The 19,295-nt window shown below is 69.6% G+C and carries 12 protein-coding genes and 2 pseudogenes; 4 read left to right on the top strand and 10 right to left on the bottom strand.

The window, feature by feature from the left end:
- Positions 1–53: 53 nt before the first annotated feature.
- The 4 genes from ABZU99_RS23320 to ABZU99_RS23305 form a co-directional block, all read right to left on the bottom strand.
- Positions 54–2,198, bottom strand: a complete 2,145-nt coding sequence (locus ABZU99_RS23320; RefSeq protein WP_356045918.1) for a restriction endonuclease — start codon at positions 2,196–2,198, stop codon at positions 54–56.
- Positions 2,199–2,374: 176 nt separating this feature from the next.
- The gene (locus tag ABZU99_RS23315; protein ID WP_356045916.1) at positions 2,375–3,196 is read right to left on the bottom strand and encodes a maleylpyruvate isomerase family mycothiol-dependent enzyme; all 822 of its coding nucleotides are present in this window, start codon (positions 3,194–3,196) and stop codon (positions 2,375–2,377) included.
- 175 nt (positions 3,197–3,371) lie between these two features.
- Complete coding sequence (locus ABZU99_RS23310; protein WP_356045914.1) at positions 3,372–5,558, bottom strand: PQQ-binding-like beta-propeller repeat protein; 2,187 nt, start codon at positions 5,556–5,558, stop codon at positions 3,372–3,374.
- Between the two features lie 170 nt (positions 5,559–5,728).
- Entirely contained in the window at positions 5,729–6,091 is a 363-nt protein-coding gene (locus tag ABZU99_RS23305) for a DUF5335 family protein (protein ID WP_355942451.1), read from the bottom strand.
- Between the two features lie 380 nt (positions 6,092–6,471).
- Here ABZU99_RS23305 and argS point away from each other — a divergent pair, with 380 nt between their 5' ends.
- Positions 6,472–8,181 (top strand): arginine--tRNA ligase, encoded by a 1,710-nt coding sequence (gene argS, locus ABZU99_RS23300; RefSeq protein WP_355942449.1) that lies wholly within the window; start codon positions 6,472–6,474, stop codon positions 8,179–8,181.
- A gap of 14 nt (positions 8,182–8,195) precedes the next feature.
- On the opposite strand, the gene ABZU99_RS23295 is transcribed toward argS, so the two are convergent.
- Entirely contained in the window at positions 8,196–8,804 is a 609-nt protein-coding gene (locus ABZU99_RS23295; protein WP_356045912.1) for a hypothetical protein, read from the bottom strand.
- A gap of 323 nt (positions 8,805–9,127) precedes the next feature.
- A complete protein-coding gene (locus ABZU99_RS23290; RefSeq protein ID WP_355942444.1) occupies positions 9,128–9,472 on the bottom strand; it encodes a PAS domain-containing protein in 345 nt (114 codons plus the stop codon).
- A gap of 623 nt (positions 9,473–10,095) precedes the next feature.
- On the opposite strand from ABZU99_RS23290, the pseudogene ABZU99_RS23285 reads away from it, so the two are divergent.
- A pseudogene (locus tag ABZU99_RS23285) lies at positions 10,096–10,554 on the top strand (acyl-CoA desaturase); the annotation flags it as partial.
- A 354-nt stretch (positions 10,555–10,908) separates the two neighbouring features.
- Here the strand turns inward: ABZU99_RS23285 and ABZU99_RS23280 are convergent.
- Positions 10,909–11,169: a hypothetical protein gene (locus tag ABZU99_RS23280; protein WP_355943159.1), complete on the bottom strand. Its 261-nt coding sequence runs from the start codon at positions 11,167–11,169 to the stop codon at positions 10,909–10,911.
- A gap of 248 nt (positions 11,170–11,417) precedes the next feature.
- Positions 11,418–11,967: pseudogene (locus ABZU99_RS23275) on the bottom strand (DUF5994 family protein).
- Positions 11,968–12,225: 258 nt separating this feature from the next.
- Here ABZU99_RS23275 and ABZU99_RS23270 point away from each other — a divergent pair.
- Positions 12,226–12,753 (top strand): DUF5994 family protein, encoded by a 528-nt coding sequence (locus tag ABZU99_RS23270; RefSeq protein WP_356045910.1) that lies wholly within the window; start codon positions 12,226–12,228, stop codon positions 12,751–12,753.
- A 186-nt stretch (positions 12,754–12,939) separates the two neighbouring features.
- Here ABZU99_RS23270 and ABZU99_RS23265 read toward each other — a convergent pair whose 3' ends face one another.
- Together ABZU99_RS23265 and ABZU99_RS23260 are read right to left on the bottom strand one after the other, a co-directional pair.
- The gene (locus ABZU99_RS23265; protein ID WP_356045908.1) at positions 12,940–15,189 is read right to left on the bottom strand and encodes an FG-GAP-like repeat-containing protein; all 2,250 of its coding nucleotides are present in this window, start codon (positions 15,187–15,189) and stop codon (positions 12,940–12,942) included.
- 342 nt (positions 15,190–15,531) lie between these two features.
- Entirely contained in the window at positions 15,532–15,852 is a 321-nt protein-coding gene (locus tag ABZU99_RS23260; RefSeq protein WP_356045906.1) for a hypothetical protein, read from the bottom strand.
- A gap of 1,166 nt (positions 15,853–17,018) precedes the next feature.
- Between ABZU99_RS23260 and ABZU99_RS23255 the strand changes: the two genes are divergently transcribed.
- Positions 17,019–19,217, top strand: a complete 2,199-nt coding sequence (locus ABZU99_RS23255; RefSeq protein ID WP_356045904.1) for an SdrD B-like domain-containing protein — start codon at positions 17,019–17,021, stop codon at positions 19,215–19,217.
- Positions 19,218–19,295: the final 78 nt, after the last annotated feature.

Below are 19,295 nucleotides of genomic sequence, written 5' to 3'. Positions count from 1 at the left end.
GGCGGCGACAGCCAGCCCCAGGCCCAATCGGGCGCACGGGCCGATTCGGCGGGCTACGTGACGTCGATGCCGTACTCGGCGACCAGCGCCTCCAGGCCGCCGGTATACCCCTTGCCTCCGACGACGAAGTCCCAGTCGCCGCCCGCGCGGCGCCGGAAGGAGCCGAGCACCAGCGCGGTTTCGCCGGAGCGGCCGTCGGAGACCTCGAGTTGGCCCTGCTCGGCACCCGCCGCGTCCAGCAGCCGGATCCGGGCGTCGATGAACCGGGACAGATCCGCCCGGGGATCGACGGCGCGGTCGGCGGCGGCGACGAGGACGAGCCGGTCGGCCCGCTCCGGCAGCGCGTCGAACGCCACCCGGATCGCCGCCCTGTCCGGTGCGGAGGCGGCCACCGCGCGGACGGTCCCGTCGGGGGTCCGGGGGTTGTTGAAGAAGACGAAGTGGTCCTCGCTCAGCACGCGCTTCCCGTGGCAGACGAGGGCGCAGACGTCCAAGGCGACCTGGCCGGACCAGGACAGGCCCAGCACGTTGTGGTCACCCGCCGCATCGGCGGCACCCTGCGCGTCCGCCGCGGGAGGCGCCGGTCGCCGTGCCGGCCCCCCACGCCCCCCGGCACTCCCGCCCCTGCCACCACCCTCGCCGAGCCGGCCGCGCAGCCCGTGCCGGTGCAGCAGATCCACGAGTTCGGCGCCGGATACCAGCTCCAACGGCTTGCCGTCCGCGAACGTATGCGACCCCGGCCCGAACCGCGACGTGGTCACCAGCACCCCCTTGTTGGCCCCGGTGGCCTGAACCGTGCCGTACAGATCGCGGACCGCCGCCGGCGGCACGGTATTGCGGTAGCGCTTCACCTGCACCACGATCTTGCCGCCCCGGATGGGCGTCGGATCCATGGCGTCCACGTCCACCCCGCCGTCGTTCGAGCGCTGGGTCATCACCGCCCGCATCCCCATGGCCCGGAAGAGATCGGCGACCAGCGACTCGAAGGCGACCGGGTCCATCTCGTTCAGATCCGGCTCCTCGCCACCCTCCCCGCCCCCGCCGTGGGTGATGACGCCGTCGCCGACCTCGTCCGGCGTCCGGCCCGGCCGTACGGCGGTGCGCTGGTCGGGGCGGGCGGAGAGCCGGCCGCGGAGTCCGTCGGTCAGGCAGTCCACCGGGCTGACCTGCTCCAGATGCAGCTCGCCGAAGGCGGTGCGCGTGGCCATGACCGCGGCCAGGACGATCCTGGCCCGGCGGCCGGTCGCCGGATCGTGGTCGTCCACAAAGCCGTTCAACGCGACCGAGTCCAGCGCGCCGGACTCATCCGCCGCGAACAGATCGCGCAGTGCCAGCAGCACGCACTGCGCGAGGACGTCCCGGTACAGCGCCCGGCGCTGCGCCATCGGCCGGGCCGTCTCCTTGAACTGGTCCACGGAGGGCAGATACCGCACCCATCTCGTCTCCGGGACGATGTCGTAGCGCGGCAGCTCCCAGTCCAGCACCAACTGCCGCTCGCCCGGGTCGTACGCGGCGGACACCTGGCGCGGGAAGCCCTCCGGCCATGCCGTGGAGGCGTACAGCGCCGCCGAGAAGTACTCCACCGCCGCCTCGGCGTCCCCCGCGCGGAGCGCCGAGACCAGCTCCGCGATCCCGGCGTTGTGCCGCCGGATCTCGGCCAACTGGGCCTCGGCCCACTGGTCGTACTGGTGCCGGTACGCCGCCAACTGCTGCTGCCGCCCCGCCTCGGCGGCCTGCGCGGCCCGCAGGTCCCGCTCGTACCGCGTCCGCGCCTCCTCCTCCGCCCGCGCCCGCCGCATGCCCCAACCGCCGTCCTGCACGCCGTACTGCCGGGGATCCGGCATCGGTACGGGATGGGCCAGCTGACCGGGCGCGAAGGGCTCGATGGCCTCCGCACGGACGAGCGCCGCCGTGTTGAAGGCGGGCGCCCGGCACCCGGTGGCCAACAGCCCCCGCAGGGCCTCGACCCGCGCCTCCACCTCCTCGGTCTGCCGCCGCGCGTCCGCCTCCCGGTGCTGCCGGTACGCCGCCTGCCGCTCCCGTTGGCTGCGCGCCAGATCGCGCTCGTACGCCCGCTGCTCCCGTTCCTGCTCCCGCCGGGCCGCCTCCCACTCCCGTTGCCGCGCCTCCTGCTGCCGCTGCTGTTGGCGCTGCGCCTCGGCCCAGATGCCGATCAACCCGCTTGAGCGACGACTCATGCGGTACCCCCCTACCCCCGGGACAGCCGTCCCATGACCTGCACGTCGGCGCCCCCCGGCGACCGACGGTAAGGACACGACTTTAGTGGGCGACCGGCGGATGGGGACATACCGACGCAGTCACGGTCCCTGCCGAACCATCGACACGGCCGGCGATCCGATCAGGCCACATCAGATCAAGGCGGTGCGAAGAGGGCAGGAAAGCGGGGCGCGAGCCAGGGCTTACGGCCCCAGGCGAGGACGTGGCCCCGGGCGACGGCGCCCCACGGGCCGAGGCGGCCCAGCGCCATCAGGAGGAAGGCGACCGGCTCGGTGAGGATGGTGCAGTCGGGGCGGCTCGGAGGCTGCGGGCTGACGGCCAACGCGCCGTCGGTGAGGGTGGCGCCGAAGCCGGCGCCGCCCCGGAGCCGGACGGTGTAGCGGGCCGTGAGCCCGGCGGTGGCGGCGGCATCCACGACCCGGGGCATGGCCGTGAGCAGAAACGGCAGGGTCAGCTCGACCCGGACGCGGTCGATCATGTGCGGACGGCCCAGTGCGCGGGCGAGGTCGTAGCCATGGCCGAGCATGTGGGTCAGCAGATACGAGCCCAGGACGTCCCGGCTCATCGGCCCCAGCGGGGTGATCGGATCGACCTCCGGCGCGGGCCCGGCCGCCGCCTCGAGGAAGGCATCGGCCTGCTCCACGATCATCCTGGCCAGCGGCTCGGCCGCCCGCTCCCCGAACACGGCGAGCGCACGCTCATTGGCCGCCGCCAGGCTACCCGGCGTGCCGTCCCCGTGGCTGCGCGCCCTCCCGGCCGCGACGTCCGCCATCAGCTCGTTCGCCTGCGCCAGATGCGCCGCCGCCTCACCGACCGTCCACTCCGACCCCGGCACCGGAACCCCGGTGCCGGCCGCCCCGCGCAGCAGTACGGCGATGTCCTCGGCGGTACCGCGTATCGCGTCACCGAGCCCTGGGGGCAGCGTGCCCCGTATGTCCTGCTCTGTCACCGATTCCACCGCTCTCACTCATCGCCCTCGCCCCCCGCGGATGAGCGGGGATGGCTCGCCCCCCGCGGATGAGCGGGGAGGGCTCGCCCGCCGTACCCAATCAGCCGCCGGGCCCCGCGACAAGGGCCCGGGCCCGACGGACGGTGGGGCCCCGCATGTCATCTCGGGGCGTCATCCCGGGGCGTCATCCCGGGGCGGACGGGGACCGCCGGGCCGTCGGCCGGTCCGGGCGTACGGAGAAGGCCGTGTCTCCGGCCATCGCCACGATCGCGTCCTTCGCCAGCAGCACGCTCGGCGTGGTGTCCCCCGCCCTGAAGCCGGGGTCGCCCAGCGCGGCGGTACGCCACTTCTCCGCTCCGGTGTCACGGTCCAGCGCCAGCAGACGGCCGAACCGGTTGGCGAAGTAGACCTGCCCGTACTTCCGCGACTCCACCGGCGCGGACAGGCTCTCCGTGTCCGTCGCCCGCTGCCACAACTGTCTGCCGCTGTCGGCCGATATCGCGGTCACCGTCCCGTTGGCCTGGGCGGAGTAGACGACACCGCTCAGGAGGGTGGCCGAGCCCCGCAGCGGACGCTTCAGCGCGGTCCGCCTGACCTCGCCGGTACGCGGATCCACCTTGAGCAGCGCGTCGTACGGCCGCTCGTACCCCGCTTCGTACACCTCCTTCGCCGTCCGGGGGGCGAGGAAGAGGAGTCGCCCGTCGGCCGCCCCAAGGCTCAGCGTCTTGCGGGGGAGGCTCGCGAGCTCGCGTCGCGTACCGCGGGAGGGATCGAGCCGCAGCAGGGTGTACGGACCCTCGGCCGTCGGGTCACCGTCCGCCTCGGGGGGCGAGCACATGCTGTACGGGGCCCCACCCAGCACCTTCCCATAACAGACCTTCCCGCCCGGCGTCGGCGACTGCCACAGCAGCCGACCGGACCTCCCATAGGCGCGGAACCGCGTGTGCCGGGGCGACAGCGTCAGCAACGTGCCGCGGAACAGATGCGCCGGATCGGACACGCTGATCTCGCGCGCCCACCGCCGCTTGTTGGTGTCGGTGTCCAGCGCCACCACGCGTCGTCTCTGGTCGGTGGACTCCTCGTAGACGTAGACGAGCCCGTCCCGCACCCCGATCGGCCGCGCACGCTGCGGCCTGGTGCCCGTCCGCCACAGGACGCGACCGGTGGCGACATCGACCTTGGCGACCGTGAAGCCGCTTCCGCCGCAGTACAGCGCGGGGCCGTCCGACACACAGCCGGAACCCCCGTAATCCAGCGGCGGCTCCTGCGACTTGTACCGAAGCGCCGTCCGCCACGGGCGCCACCGCTCGGGCAGCGCCACGGGGCGCGAGCGAGGGCCGGCGGACGCGGTGGACGCATCCGACGGCGCCTTCGAACCCGGAGCGAGGACCGTGGCCGCGATGCTCAACCCACCGACGGCGAGGGCGGCGCCGACGCCGATGAGGACCCGCCGCACTCGACGGCCGCGGCCGGTGCCGGGCATGGCGGGGGCCGGGGCCCCGTCCTCGCCGGCGGACGGGGCTTCCGGAGAAGCGCCGACGCTGGGGGGAACCACCACGGCGACATCCGGCAACGCCCGGAGCAGCCGGTGCAGCTCGGCCAGTCCCGGCCGCACGTCCGGGTCCTTGTCCAGGCAGCGCTCGGCGATCCCCCGGAGCGGTTCCGGGACCCCGTCCAGCGTCGGCGGCTCGTTCATCACCTGGTAGCCCGACAGGTAGGGGCTGTCGGCGTCGAACGGTCCGGCGCCCCTGGCCGCGTACACCAGCAGCGACCCCAGCGAGAACACATCCGAGGCCGCGGTGACCTCCCGGGGAGAGCGCAGTTGCTCCGGCGACATGAAGGGCGGGGTGCCGAGCAGCCGCCCGAGGGTGAGGGTGAGCGTCTGGTTGTCGGCGGCGCGGGAGATGCCGAAGTCGATGACGCGTGGCCCGTCCTCGGCCATCAGGATGTTGGCCGGTTTCAGGTCCCGGTGCACCACCCCGACCTGGTGGATGTCGCGCAGCGCCTCGACGAGCCCGAGCCCCAGCGTCCGTAACTGCCGCCCACGGAGCGGGCCGTCCTTGCGCACGACCTGGGACAGCGTGCGCCCCGGCACGTACAGCGTGGCCATCCACGGTCGCTCGGCATCCGGATCGGCGTCCACCACGGGAGCGGTGAACGCCCCGCTCACCCTGCGCGCCGCCGCGACCTCCTGCCTGAAGCGCGTACGGAACTCCTCGTCCTGCGCGTACATCTCGTGCACGACCTTGACCGCGACCTGCCGCCCCGAGGCCGAGCGTCCGAGATAGACCACCCCCATGCCGCCGGAACCGAGCCGGTCGAGCAGAACGTAGCCGCCCATGGATTCCGGATCACCGGTGCTCAGCGGCATCGTCGTTTCCCTTTTCCCGTCTCCGGAGCGGCTGTCAGCAGCACCAGATTAGGGGTGGCAGTCCACAGCCGGACGACGATGGCAGCCGAACAGCCCGAAGACGATGGCAGCCGGACAACCGCGTGTGCGCGGCCACATTCGCAGGCGGTAAAGGCGGAGGCGGGCGAGGGTCAGGACCCCTTGCCGGACTCGGCCGGGTAGAAGGTGACCAAGGTGGCGCTGTCGTCCTGGGCGACGATCCGTACGGCCGTCTCCGGGACGTCCAGTGTCGCGACGTCGATCTCCTTGGGATGCGCCACCATGTGCCGCAGCACGACCGGGTAACGCGGCGAGTCCCCGCCGACCGCGGCGACCGCCACATCGTCCTTCGGGTCGTAGGTAAGGGAGGAGAAGGGCAGCCGCTCGGCCTCGTACCCGTGCGCGACCGGCGGGTCCAGCACTTCGATGGAGACGAGCTCCCCGCCATGGTCGGCGGTGACCTGGTCAAGCGCGGTCCGCCAGTCCTTGCGGTCGAGCGTTGCGGTGTCGGCCATCGTCGATCTCCCTCTGGGCTGCTTCTCGTGGATTGCGCTCCTCTACGACGTTCGCCGCCGCCGTCCTGCGCTGCCACGTCCCACCAGGTCGAACTGGCCCGGACACGCTTGGCCTGCCGGTACGAGACCCCGTCGTGGGCGCGGACGGGGGCCGGTCCGGCAACAAAGCAGCCCCAGGACGCTGGCCTGGGGCTTTGCAGTCCCTCCGCCGAACTCCACGCGCGGCAGCGGGCACGCACGGTCACACCGTGTGCACATGCCGCAGTCTCGGGCGTCTGGCCTGCACGGGGGCCGCTCCGGGGGTTCTGCCGCGCCGGTCTCGTGATTGGACACTCGTCTTTGGGCTCGGATAAATTTTCAGAACGGCGAATCTGGAAGAGTTGCTGCATCATCGGTTGGCTCCGGCGTTCGAAGCGGTGGCAAGTGCCCCCGTCGACCCGGCCATCCGACGATCCCAGCACGCACACTTCCAGTCCGACGCCGCTCTCGCCCTGGTGCGCAAGACCGGTGGCAACCCGCGCGAACTCGCCGCTCGGGTCGTGGAGGCTGCCCAGCTCGACGACCTGTGCTCTTCGGTCGAAATCTCCGGCCCCGGCTTCATCAACCTGACCCTCGCGGACGAGATCCTCGGGCGGCTCCTGGCCGACACCGTCGGTGACGAGCGCCTCGCCGTCCCGCAGGCCAAGGCCCCGGAAACGATCATTGTTGACTACTCCGCGCCGAACGCCGCCAAAGAAATGCACGTCGGCCACCTCCGGTCGACGATCATCGGTGACGCGGCCGTGCGCCTGCTGGAGTGGCAGGGTCACACCGTCATTCGCCAGAACCACATCGGTGAATGGGGTACCCCCTTCGGCATGCTCGTCGAGCACCTCCTCGACATCGGTGAGTCCGAGGCCGCCCATGAACTGTCGGTCGGTGACCTCAACGGCTTCTACCAGGCCGCTCGCCGCAAGTTCGACGCCGACGAGACATTCAAGAATCGCGCCCGCAAGCGGGTCGTTCTGCTCCAGAGCGGCGACGAGCGGACCCTGCGTCTTTGGCGCACTCTCGTCGAGGAGTCGAAGAACTACTTCATGACCGTCTACGGTCTCCTCGGCGTGCTGCTCACCGAGGACGACTTCTTCGGCGAGAGCTACTACAACGACCAGCTCCAGTCGGTCGTGGACGAGCTCGGTGAGCTCGGTCTCCTCAGGGAGAGCGAGGGCGCTCAGTGCGTCTTCCCCGAGGGCTACACGAACCGCAACGGCGACCCGCTGCCGATCATCGTTCGCAAGGGCGACGGCGGGTTCGGCTACGGCGCCACCGACTTGGCCACTATCCGCCACCGTCTGCGGAACCTGCAGTCGAGTCGGCTGCTCTACGTCGTCGGCCTGCCCCAGCGCCAGCACCTGGAAATGATCTACGAGGTCGCCCGGGACGCCGGCTGGCTCGTTCCGCCCGCGCGCGCCGAGCACGTCGGCCACGGATCGATCCTCGGTGACGACGGCAAGATGCTCCGCACCCGTGCCGGCGTCTCGGTGAAGCTGGTGGACCTGCTCGAAGAGGCAGTGATCAGGGCATCCGCGGTCATCGCCGAGAAGAACCCGCAGCTCGACGCGGAAACCCGCGCAGCCGTGGCCCGAGCCGTGGGTATCGGAGCGGTCAAGTACGCGGACCTCTCGACCGACCGGCGCAAGGACTACACCTTCGACTACGACCGCATGCTGTCGTTCGAGGGCAACACCGCGCCCTACCTGCAGTACGCGCGAGCCCGGATCTGCTCCATCTTCCGGCGTGCGGGTGTGGAACAGCCGCTGCGGGGCGTGGACTCCATCGTCATCGCTGAGCCGGCCGAGCGCGCGCTCGCCCTGGAACTCCTCGAGTTCGGCGGCCTCGTCTCCGAGGTTTCCGAGACGCTGGAATTCCACAAGCTCGCCAACTACCTGTACAGCCTCGCGAGCGCGTTCACGAGCTTCTACGAGAAGTGCCCGGTGCTGCGCGCCGAGGGTGACGTCAAGCAGAGCCGACTGGCCCTGTGCGACCTCACCGCGCGGACGCTCGAACTGGGTCTGGGCCTGCTCGGTATCGAGGCGCCCGACCAGATGTGACGGCCGGCGCCCCGCTACCGACGCGGAGCGGGGCGCCAGTTGATCAACCCCGTTGAGGAGTACGACCCGCACCACTGGTCGTACTCCTCAACGTCGTTCACCCCGTGGTCGAGGACGGCGCGATAGACGTCGATCGACCGGTACTCGGTCTTGCGTGCCAGCAGGCCCTCCTTGATGCGGAGGATCCTGCTGTGGGTGCCGGGGCAGAGTGCCGCGCGCATCGGTGCGACGAGGTCCGCCGACCGCGGTCCCACATAACCGACGGGCAGCAGCCACATCTGCACGGCCCACGAGACCTCTTCCAGCATGTAGTGCAGCTCCCAGCCGAGACCGGCATCGGGTTCGTTCACGGCGTTGATGAACAGCACCTTGTGCACCGCCGGATCGCGTGCCCAGGCGGATACGAGGGAGAACCCGGCGTCGACCCTCAGGTCCCCGAAGATCTCGATGTCGATGTCGGAGGCGGCCAGCAGGTCGTAGGACATGGCTCCACAGAGTCGGGGCTCGCCGAAGCGTTCCCACCGCTGCATCGGCTGCAGCAGGTCGAGAACCGCGTGTGCCTGCTTCTGCCGGGCGTCCTGCCGGCGGAGTACGGACGCGTCGTCGTCGTGTTCCGGAGCCACGTGTGCCGCCGTCGTCACCGAGCCGTCGCCATAAACCCGAAGGCCCGGCAGGCCGCGATCAGGCCGGCCGGCACTTCGGAGTCCGCCGGCATCTCGCGACCCGGCATGACGACGCCGCTCCTGATCCTCTCGGTGAAGTCGCCGTCCCCTGAACGAAAGGGCCGTGATCGGCATTGCCGTATTCGAGCATCCCGGGTTCCCACTCCACGTCCAGGTGAGCGCAGACGCGCTCTCCCTGCGCTGTGCGTCGCCATGTCGAACCTGCAACCACGCCGGCCCGGCAGAAGGAGGTCGCGGACGGCCTCGACCCCCGGACGTCCCGGTCAGCTTCCACTGGACGACCCAGAGGTGGGCGTGCCGGCCAGTGGTTGTTCAGTCCACACGGTCTTGCCCTCGCGGGTGTAGCGGGTGCCCCAGCGCTCGGCCATTTGGGCTACCCAGCCGCCGGCTCTCCCGCACCTCGCCGCGGCGTCCTTGACGGCCGACAGATCGCGGTCATCCGCCAGGACATCGAATGCCGGACGGCCGATCACATCGGTGTCCGGGTGGCCGAGCAGCTCCTGGGCCCGCCGACTCCACCCCACGACGGTTCCCCGGTCGTCGAGCACCGCCAAGGCGGCATGATCCAGTGCGAACGGATCGTCATGGCGCTCGCTGAGCTCCGTCACCCGCTGCTCGACCGCTGGACACCACCTCGTACACGGTTACCAATGTTCTGCCCCGGGTCTTCGTCCGCTGCCGATGCCGGATGATCTGCTGATGCCATGTGAGCCTAATCCTGCCCGATGGGACGGCAGCGAAGGCCGGGCTGAATGAATCGGATCCCGACGCGGGTGGGGAGGTCTTCCTGGGCATCCTCGCGCACAAGGGTGAAAGGCGGACCTGTACAAGGCCGACCTCACCGTGCCGTGGGCATCCTCGCGCACAAGGGTGAAAGCGCCGATCGCATCCCCGGCCTCGCAGTGGACGTGGCGTGTGCCCCTTCCGCAGGTGGTGCGGATCCGGTGCGAGGCGCTCAGCGCGGCCGGGAATGAAGGAGCTTGGGAATCAACGGCGCTCTCCGGGGCTGTGGTGCGGCTGAACACGAAAAACGTGGCATGAACGCGTCGGGGCGGGTGCGGTGAGGTGGGGCGACGCGGCCGATGAGCCCTGTGTGTGGGGGCTGCCGTCGGGGCCGCCGCGCCCCGCCCCAGGGGCGAACCTGCTGGTCATCCTTCTACCGTGACGAGACGGTCGGCCGTGCCCCCGCACCACTCGACCAGGAAGAGCGTCGCGCGCTCCCGCTCCTCTTGCGGTCGAGGTGCTTGCTCTGCTCGTGCACGTGGCGGCGTATCTCACCGTTGTGCTCCTGGTCCTTTCGCCACTGAAGGCGCTGGCGTTCGTTGTGGTCCACCAAGCCCTTTTCGGCCTGTACATGGGAGCTTCATTCGCCCCCAACCACAAGGGGATGGCGATGCCGGAGGAGCATGACCGCCCGGACTTCCTGCGCGGCCAGGTCCTCACCTCGCGCAACGTGCGGGGTGGGCGTGTCATCGACTTCGTGCTCGGCGGCCTGAACTACCAGATCGAACATCACCTGTTTCCCAGCATGCCCCGGATCGCCCTGCCGGCCGCCCAGCCCCTGGTCCGTGCCTACTGCGCCGAACTCGGCCTGCCTTACGCACAGACGGGCCTGGTGGACTCGTACCGACAGGCACTGCGCCATCTCCACGCGGTGGGAGCACCCCTGCGAGCCGAACCGCGGGCATGACCCCGGCGCGGCGTCGAACCACAGGTCCCCGGAGCTCCCCGACACCCCACCCCGACACCCCCGCGACGCGCTCTCAAGATCGCCGTGAGCGGCGAGATCAGTGCGGAGCGAGCATTGCGCCTTCCCTGCCGTCGCGCCGACATCGGCACAACGGCCCCGGAGCAGAAACACCGGGGCCGCCCTTCCGGGTCGGTTGCACGTGAGAGTGCACCGGCCCACTCACCATGGTATGCCTGGCGTTCATATCCGGCATGAGAGACTTTTCGGGGTCCTGATCTTCTGTGAGCGCGCCGACGCGGACGACGCGGACACGGGCCGGCGGTGCCCCGCCCGCACCCGCCGCCGGGCATCGCCTCAGACTTCGTCCGTCTGCGTGCGGTCTTGCCCGGAGGACTGACTCGCTACCAGCCAGGACCGCGCCGGCTCTGCCGTGTGCGTGGTGTCCACGGTGAGGTGGAGGCGGGTTCCGCCGTCGGCGCCGGCGGGGTAGCTGCGCTGTTCGATGCTGGCGAAGCAACGACGGAGTACCTCTGCGACCTGACGGGCAGCCTCGGGGGACGCGGAGACGATACGTACCTCGGCGCGCCCGGCCGAGGATGGTTGCGGCGGCTTCATGGTGACCTCGTTCATCAGGAGGAAGTGGCGGTGGGCGTGGGACCTCGCTTCGCACCCACCGGCCCAGGTAAGGAAAGGGTCATCCGTCGTTCGCGGCCCCGTCGCGGTCTGCTCCGTCGTTCGCGGCCCCGTCGCGGTCTGCGGGGTGAGGAGCGGACGACGGGTGATCGGGCGGGCTCGCCGGCCCTCGGCTCTTCCGGCTCCGTCGGCCGATTCCCGGCAGGGCATCGCTGTAGTGGAATCGGAGCTCAGGACTCCGGTCGGGTGCGGCTTCCGGCCGCCATGGGGGCGCGCCCGCCGTCGGTCTCCCACCCCTCCTCCCGGATGAGGCCTCCCGGGCGTCACGGCTGGCGGTCTCGTTCGCCATCAGACTGCTGGCGGTGAGGAGGCTGCCGGGGGTCGCCGCGGCTCCCATCAGCCGGGCGGCAGTGGCCGCACTCGTCTCCGGCGGGGATCACCAGAAGGTCCCAGCGGCCTGCGGTATGGGCAGAGGAGAGCAGAATCAGCTTGTGCGGGTCCTGCTCGGTGAACCAGCCCACGTGCACCGTGTGCCCGGTCAGGCACCTTGCGCGGGATCACGGGCCAGTGGTCCGGGTTCACGGAGACACGAGTGATCCGGCCCCAGCGCGCGTCCAGCGCGTCCGTCAGGATAGGCAGCTCACGGAGGAAATCGCGCGAGCGAGGCCACCACGCACCGTCCAGAAGACCTGGAACCGGGCCGACCGGGGTCAGTAACAGGCGGGCCGGTGGCGAGGGCGCGCGCTCATGGGTGGTCGTACGGTCGATGGTCACGGTCATGACGCGGACCTGTCCCCGGGTGAGTCTTCAACGTCCCGGTGTTGTTGCTCCCCGAGAACGACACCCGCGTGGAAGCGGGTGTGCGAAGTACTCCCGGTGTCTTCACTCTACTCCGGGCGTGGCCCGCTGAGCCCCGTGTGATCAGCGACTTCCTCAGGAACCCAGGTCTGGATCCGCAGGGCGAGGGTGAGCCTGGCAGTGGGCTCGGAGTACGGTGAAATCGGCGGCCTACCGAACCCCGCAGAGGGTGAGCAGACCATGTCCGACGCCGACACCCCGCGTGAAACGCATTTTCTGCCGGACGCGATCCACCAGGCTGTGAAGCCTGGAACAGCCCTGCTGCGGTTGGCGACGACACATACCCGTGAGGGGATTCTCGACGGTGCCTGGTGGCCGCGTTCCCGCGACCTACGCGCCGAGCTTCCCGCTTTGGTCACCGCGCTGACCGAGCACCTCGGGCCCGTTATGCGTGTCGGCCTGGACTTCGACGCCTGGGAAGAACTGCCGACCCGACTGATCATCGACGACCGCATCGTGCACATCGACTCATTCCCGGTGGGTGACGACACCGTCCTCATCACCCGAGGCGATCGAGACTACTTCTCCCTGCTGGTGGTCCCGCCGCACGCGACGCCCGACGCGGCACGCGCCGCGATGGCCCGCGCCGTCAGCGTCGACAACATCACGCAGGCCAAGCAGATCCTCATCGACACCGGCACCGGCCGAGCCCGCCCGATCGCCGAGGAAGGCCCGCAGAAAGTCCAGGAACGCCGCGGCACGCCGTGACGCTTCAGCAGCCGCAACCATAGCCGCAGCCCGCCGACGTCCGGTAAGACACCGACACCACACCGGTCTTCCGACGGATCGGAAGACCGGTGTGGTGTCGCGCGGTCGAACAGTGCCTGCCGGCACGGCTGGTTGCGACGGTCGGCGTCCTCGGCGCCGGGGCCTCCGTCCGTGGTCCGCGCGGGCTTACGCCGGGTCGCCGCCCCTGTTGATCCAGGCGTGCACCGCGCCGGTCTCGGCGTGGACGAGCAGGTAGTCGTCGAGTCCGTCACCGTCGACGTCGGCGAACCGGAGTCCGTCCGGGTCTCCGCCAGTGCCCGCGGCGATCCGGCCCCGGTCGATCCAGCCGGAGCTGCCTCCGGTGTCGCCGCCCGCGTTCAGCCAGGCGTGCACTGCCCCGTTCAGAGGGTTGCGGACGAGGTAGTCGGCCCGACGGTCGCAGTTGACGTCCCCGAAAATGACGTCGGTGCCGTTGTCCGTGCCCGAGGCGACCTGGCCCCGGTCGATCCAGCCGGGCCTGCCGTTGCTGTCGCCGCCGTTGTTGATCCAGGCGTGCACCGCGCCGGTCCTGGGATGGACGACGAGGTAGTCGTCGCGGCCGTCACCATTGAAGTCCGCGAACCGGAGGTCGACCCCGGTGGACCCGACCCCGGCGGCAATCTGGCCCCGGTCGATCCAGCCGGGCCTGCCGTTGCTGTCGCCGCCCTTGTTGATCCAGGCCCGCACCGAACCGTCGTTGTCCACCAGGAGGTAGTCGTCCCGGCCGTCGCCGTCGATGTCGGCGAACTCCACGGTCTCGTCCTCCGTGGGGTTGGTGCCCGAGGCGACCTGGCCCTGATCGGACCAGCCGGGCTTGCCGTTGCTGTCGCCGCCGGTGTTGATCCAGGCGTGCACCGCGCCGGTGGTGGGGTCGACGGTGAGGTAGTCGTCGCGGCCGTCGCCGTTGAAGTCGGCGAACCGGACGTTGGTCCGGGTGGCTCCGACGCCGGAGGCGATCTGTCCTCGGTCGATCCAGCGGCCCGGCCGGGTGGTGCACACGCCGCCGTCCCAGGCGTCCTTGACCCAGCCCGCCGCTGTGGCCGCCGAGATGCCGCGGTACCAGGCGTCGGCCATCTTGTCGTAGCCGCGGTCGTTGGGGTGCAGGTTGTCCGCGAGGTCGTCCGCCGTCACGTCGCTCATGTCCACCAAGACGACGTGCTTGCCCGCTTGGGCGCGCAGCCGGACCTGGTCGACCACGCCGTCGTTGTAGTCGTCGATCCGGTCCTGGGTGGCCGCGCCCTTCGACGGCACCAAGGTCGCCACCAGCACGGTGGTGTCCGGGGAGTCCCGCAGGATCTGGTCGATGAGCCGTCCGAGCCTCGTCGGGGCGGATTGCAGGTCGATGCCCCGGTCCACGTCATTGGTGCCGACGTGCAAGGTCACCACCGAGGGATGGAAGAGCGGGACGGCCGTCTTCGCTTTTCCGGCCACGAAGTCGATCAGCTGCCCGCTGTAGCCCTCATGATCGGGGTCGGCCACCTGGCCGCTATGCTGCGAACCGGTGAAGTCCAGGTCTCGCGTGGCCGCATCGAGCCTGCTCCCTAGCCTCGAGCGGTATCCCGCCCCGTGGCTGCTCTTGAAGCCCTCCGTGATCGAGTCGCCCAGCGGCATCACGGTGATGTCCCGTTGGGCGAGCAGCTCGTCATGGTTGTCGTCGTACACCTTCATCTTGGCCGCTCGTTGCAGCCAGTCGTGCACGCACGGAGGGGCGCCGCCGCCGGAGTCGCATCCCTTCTGGTCGTAGGTCGCGGCCATGTACGCGTCGGCGCCTTCGAGTACGCGCTTCGACGCCACGCCGGTGACGACCCGGACTCCGCCGTACGTGGGGAAGTACCCGGACGGCCCGCCCGAGTCGCCTGCACGGATTCTGGAGAGCGGCATGGTGACCCGGACTCGATACGCGGCGCCGCCTCGGGCCCGTAGCGAGTCGTCGTTGTCGTTGACCTTGGTGAACACGCCCTTGAGCTTGGTGGACGGGCCGCAGTTCGCACAGGTCTTGCCCCAGCCGTGGGACTCGAGTTCCTTCCTGAGCGGCACCTTCTTGTTGGGTCCCAGCTGGGCGTACGGGGCGCCCTTGGTGTCGAGCGGTCCGTCGGTCTGCTCCGTGGTGAGGGCGGCCAGGTCGCCCATGGCCTCCTTCCAGATGATGGTGGACCGCTTGCCCTCTCCTAGTACCGTGGAGCCCGACAGCGCGTAGTACTCGATGCCGATGTGGGACTCGAAGCAGTGGTTGGCCGACAGGAGGTGGTGGCGGTCAGTGACCACCCCCGAGCAGACGTACCGGTCCGGGTTCCCGCCTTCCCCCTTGCGCCATATCTGTGCCATGTCGGTTCCGTCGTCCCCGCGGATGACCTCAAAGCCGCCCTCGATGGCATGGGCCCGGGGCGCGGCGGACACTTGGAGGGATCCGCAAGCCAGGATGACGGCCAGGACAACGGCCAGAGCCGATAACGGTGTTCTGAGGCGCTTCCCGATCACGATGTTCTCCGCTCTGTGCAGGAATGGAACAAACGGGGGGCCGTCATGTCGGCCGAAGCGGGCAGTGACGCGCCCGGCCCGGGCCGCGGGTGGACAAGTTGGGCTGTCAGTATCACTCTTGAATCTGTAGCGATCGTGGAAATTGGCCATGATCGAGACCCTTCACCTGGCCGGGCAACCGCAATCGCGGCTGTCACCTCCGCGAGTCGGGGACACCATGAGTCTGTGAGTGACCGGGAACCACGGCATCGGTCAGATGACCTATAGGCGTCTTCTTGCCTTGGATCGCAGATCCTTGATTAGTTGTGTTCCGATCGCATGAACCTTCGACGTGGAGACCTTCACCAGCCGCCTGCCGATCACCCCGGGGAGCGCCTGGTGTTTGACCCACTCCGGCGCGTCGAGCCCGACCTCGATGAGGGTGTCACCGGCCTTGTCGTAGAGCTTGGCTTCGACCTGAGCGAGCGCGACGTCCAACTTGTAGCGGTTGCGCGCCAGCTTCGGCATGGACTTGGGGAGAGGGGTCTCCTTTTCGGGCTTCAACGCCCGACCGAAGTCCCCGAGCGCGACCCGGATGCCCACGGCTTCGGTGTACGCCGCGGTCGGGCCGAAGTGGGTGCCGTAGAGCGACTTGTCGCGGCCAACGCGATAGGCCGCCGCGTGCGCTCGTGAGAGGTACTCGTTCGCCGCCGCTTCGCCCCTGCCCTTCTCGAAGGCGAGGCGGCGACGGCCGCGGAGATCATCAAGCGACCGTAGGCCAGCAGCTCAGGGCCGGGTGCCTTGCTCAGCGGCGGTTCGATCCGGGCGGCGGCGCGCTCGGCCACCATCATCGCCCGCTCGACCTTCGCGTCCCGGAGGTACGCCCACGAGAGCGTGGAGTCGAGGAGCGCCGACAGCACCGGATCGCCCGCCTCCGCACTGAGGTGATGCGCGGACGTGCACTCGTCTGTTGGCCCGGCGCTGGGTGCGCCGGGCCAACCGTGTCGCGGAGCCCTTCTCGCTCAGCGGCGATGTACGCGCGTCCGCTCAGCCGGGCCGCGAAGGGGGGCGACGTCGGGCCCTGATTCAGTAGCGATCGTCCTGATGGCCCCCTCTGGGCGCCGCTGCGGGCTTGTGCCGCGAGGGCGCGGGCGCCGGGCGCCGGCCTCTCGGCGAGGCGATGGACACGCCAGAGCAGGACTTGGGCCGGGGAACGGGCGTCGTTGAGCGCCCGCTCGTTGGTGGCCTGCTGGAAAATCCGAGCGGGGACGTGGCCTGAGTGTTCGGCATCTGTGAGAGCGGTGGCGATCGCGGAGGGCATCGACGCGAAGCTGCGCGCTGCACGCAACAAGACGGCCCAGCAGCAACAGCTCGCGCGGGAAGCTTGATTGCCGAGGGCGGGACGATGCTGTCGTCCCGCCCTCGTAACGGGCACCTTGGTCAACTACCAAGTGGCACTGCGTGTTCACCAGCATGCGCCGGGCGGATCTTGGTTCGGGTCACCGAATGTGTGTCTGTGTCGGCTGGGGTCGGTGTCACCCATTCGGTCGATAGTCGCAACCGGTAGTTTCATGATTACTCTAAGTGAGTGATGGGTGCGGCTTTAGTGGAGCGAGAGTGGCGGTGTTTCGCCAGGGCTTATGGCCGAGCTGGCAAGCGAGACCTGACCTGCGCTCCTGGTGCCGCTGGCCACCGAATGCCCGGTGCCCCGAGCGGAATCCGCTCGGGGCACCGCTCCATGGCGACCGCGAGGCAGGGATGGGAATCACGTGATCAGACGAACAACCTGGCGGGTGGTATTGGCGCTGGGCTGCGCGGGCGCCATGCTGGCGCCCGCGGCGCCCGCCTCCGCCCAAACCGGCGAGGGCAAGCTGACGGTCAATGTGTTCAGGGAGTTCGCCGCGAATGGCACTCTCAATCCGCAGATCCAGACCGCCTTGGCTGGGGCGACCATTCGGATCAGGAGCGACCGTTCGGGTCAGACACAGGACTATCAGGTCGGCGCCAACGGGACCATCACCATCAACTTCGACACCTGGGCAGGCTCAAGGGGAAAGTACCGGATCGAACTGATTGACTGGCCGGACAAGTACGACCCGGTCACCGGCGCGGGGTTTCTCCGTCCGGCGTTCGCGGGCTCAGGGCTCTCCTCCCACCTCAACTTCGTCGACATGGACGACGACAAGGACGTCACGCTCGACCTGGCTGTGTGGAACCCGGACGACTACTGTCAGGACAACCCCACCATGGCCACGGCCTGTCAGCAGGCGGCGACCAACCCGGGCAGCAAAACCCTGGTCACCTTCCCGTACAACTCCAGGGGGGACACTCAGGGCAGCACCACCAACCCGAAGCCGATCGCTCATGTCCCGGATACCGGAGCTCTCTACGGGCTCGCGTACCGCAAGAAGGAAAAGTGGCTCTTCTCCGGGGCCTACGCAAAGCGTCACACCGAATATGGCAACGGCGGCCCCGGCGCGATCTATCTCACCGACCGGGCCACCAACACCACCAGCCTGTTCGCCACCGTGCCGAACGCCGGTACCACCTCGCACAACCAGGCCGGCCGAGTGGACGCCTCCTTCTCCAACCGGCCCGGTAAGGAATCCCTGGGAGATATCGAGATCTCCTCGGACGGCAAGGAGCTGTACGTCGTCAACATGAACGACGGCAAGCTCTACACCTATAACGCCACCCAGGCGTCGGTGACCGGCCCCAAGCGCCCGCCGATCAAGATCCCGGACAGCGCCTGCGCTCCTCCCGGCGACTGGCGGCCGATGGGCCTGGGCGTGCGCGACGGTGTGCTCTACGTCGGAGGAGTCTGCTCCGCCGAGAGCACCCAGGACGTGACCAAGCTGCGGGCCGTGGTGTGGAAGTACGACCCCGCCACGGGCACCTTTGGTGCGGCACCGATCGTCGACGAACCACTGGACTTTCCGCGTGACCCGGCCCTGGACCCCGCGCCGGGCAACTGGAAGCCGTGGACGAAGGACGATCTGACGCAGTTCCCCATGGGAGGCGCGTCCGTCGCCTATCCGCAACCGATGCTCAGCGACATCGAGGTGGAGCGCGACGGAAGCCTGGTCCTGGGCTTCCGCGACCGGTACGGGGACCAGTCCGGTCTGCAGATTCCCAATGCCAACCCCGCCAGCGGGAACCGCCTGGAAAGCGCCAACACCGGTGGCGACATCAACAAGGTGTGCCGAAAGTCCGACGGCACGTATCACTGGGAGGGCAGCGCCGACTGTCCCCGCAACGGCAACGAGTTCTACACCGGTGACACCTGGTACACGGGGGCCAGCCACCGGGAGACCGCTCAAGGGGCGCTGGCGCTGCCGCTGCAGCAGGACAGGATCGCCAGCACCGTCATGGACCCGGTCCGCACCATCAACTCCGGCGGGATCGGCTTCTTCGACCGGACGACCGGAGGGCGCGGCGCCGACCCCTCCCAGCAGGGCTTCGGGGTCGTCTACGCGAACGACGGCGGCTTCGCCAAGGCCCATGGGCTGGGCGACCTGGAGCTGTTGTGTGACGAACCGCCGGTTCAGATCGGCAACCGGGTGTGGTTCGACGACGGCGGCGGCACCCAGAACAGCCTGAACGACGAAAACCTGGGGATCCCTGGGGTGACGGTCACCTTGCGGGACGCGGCCGGCCGGGTCATCGCGACGAAGAAGACCAACGCCAAGGGTGAGTACTACTTCGACCATCGCGACGGAGTCCAGCCGGAGACCGACTACACGGTGGAGTTCGACAAGACCACCGCTAACACCAGCAATCTGCCGAACGTCAACAGCGTCTCCGACCTCATGTGGACGCGCCCTGGGCGCCCCAACTCGGCGACCAATTCAGACGCCGTGCCGGCCGGCGGCAACGATTCCGCCCCGACCGCCGTGGCGAATGTGAGGACCGGTCCCCCTGGCTCGGTCAACCATGATCTGGACGCCGGGATGTGGGCAGGCACCTGACCACGCCCCCATTCCCAGCCGAACCAAAGATCCGGGCCGCTCCGGTACATGCGGCCCTGATCCTCGGCTTGTCCCCAT

The organism is Streptomyces sp. NPDC005266 (genome assembly GCF_040607655.1).
Lineage (GTDB): Bacteria > Actinomycetota > Actinomycetes > Streptomycetales > Streptomycetaceae > Streptomyces.
This window is presented reverse-complemented; position numbering and strand designations above follow the sequence as displayed.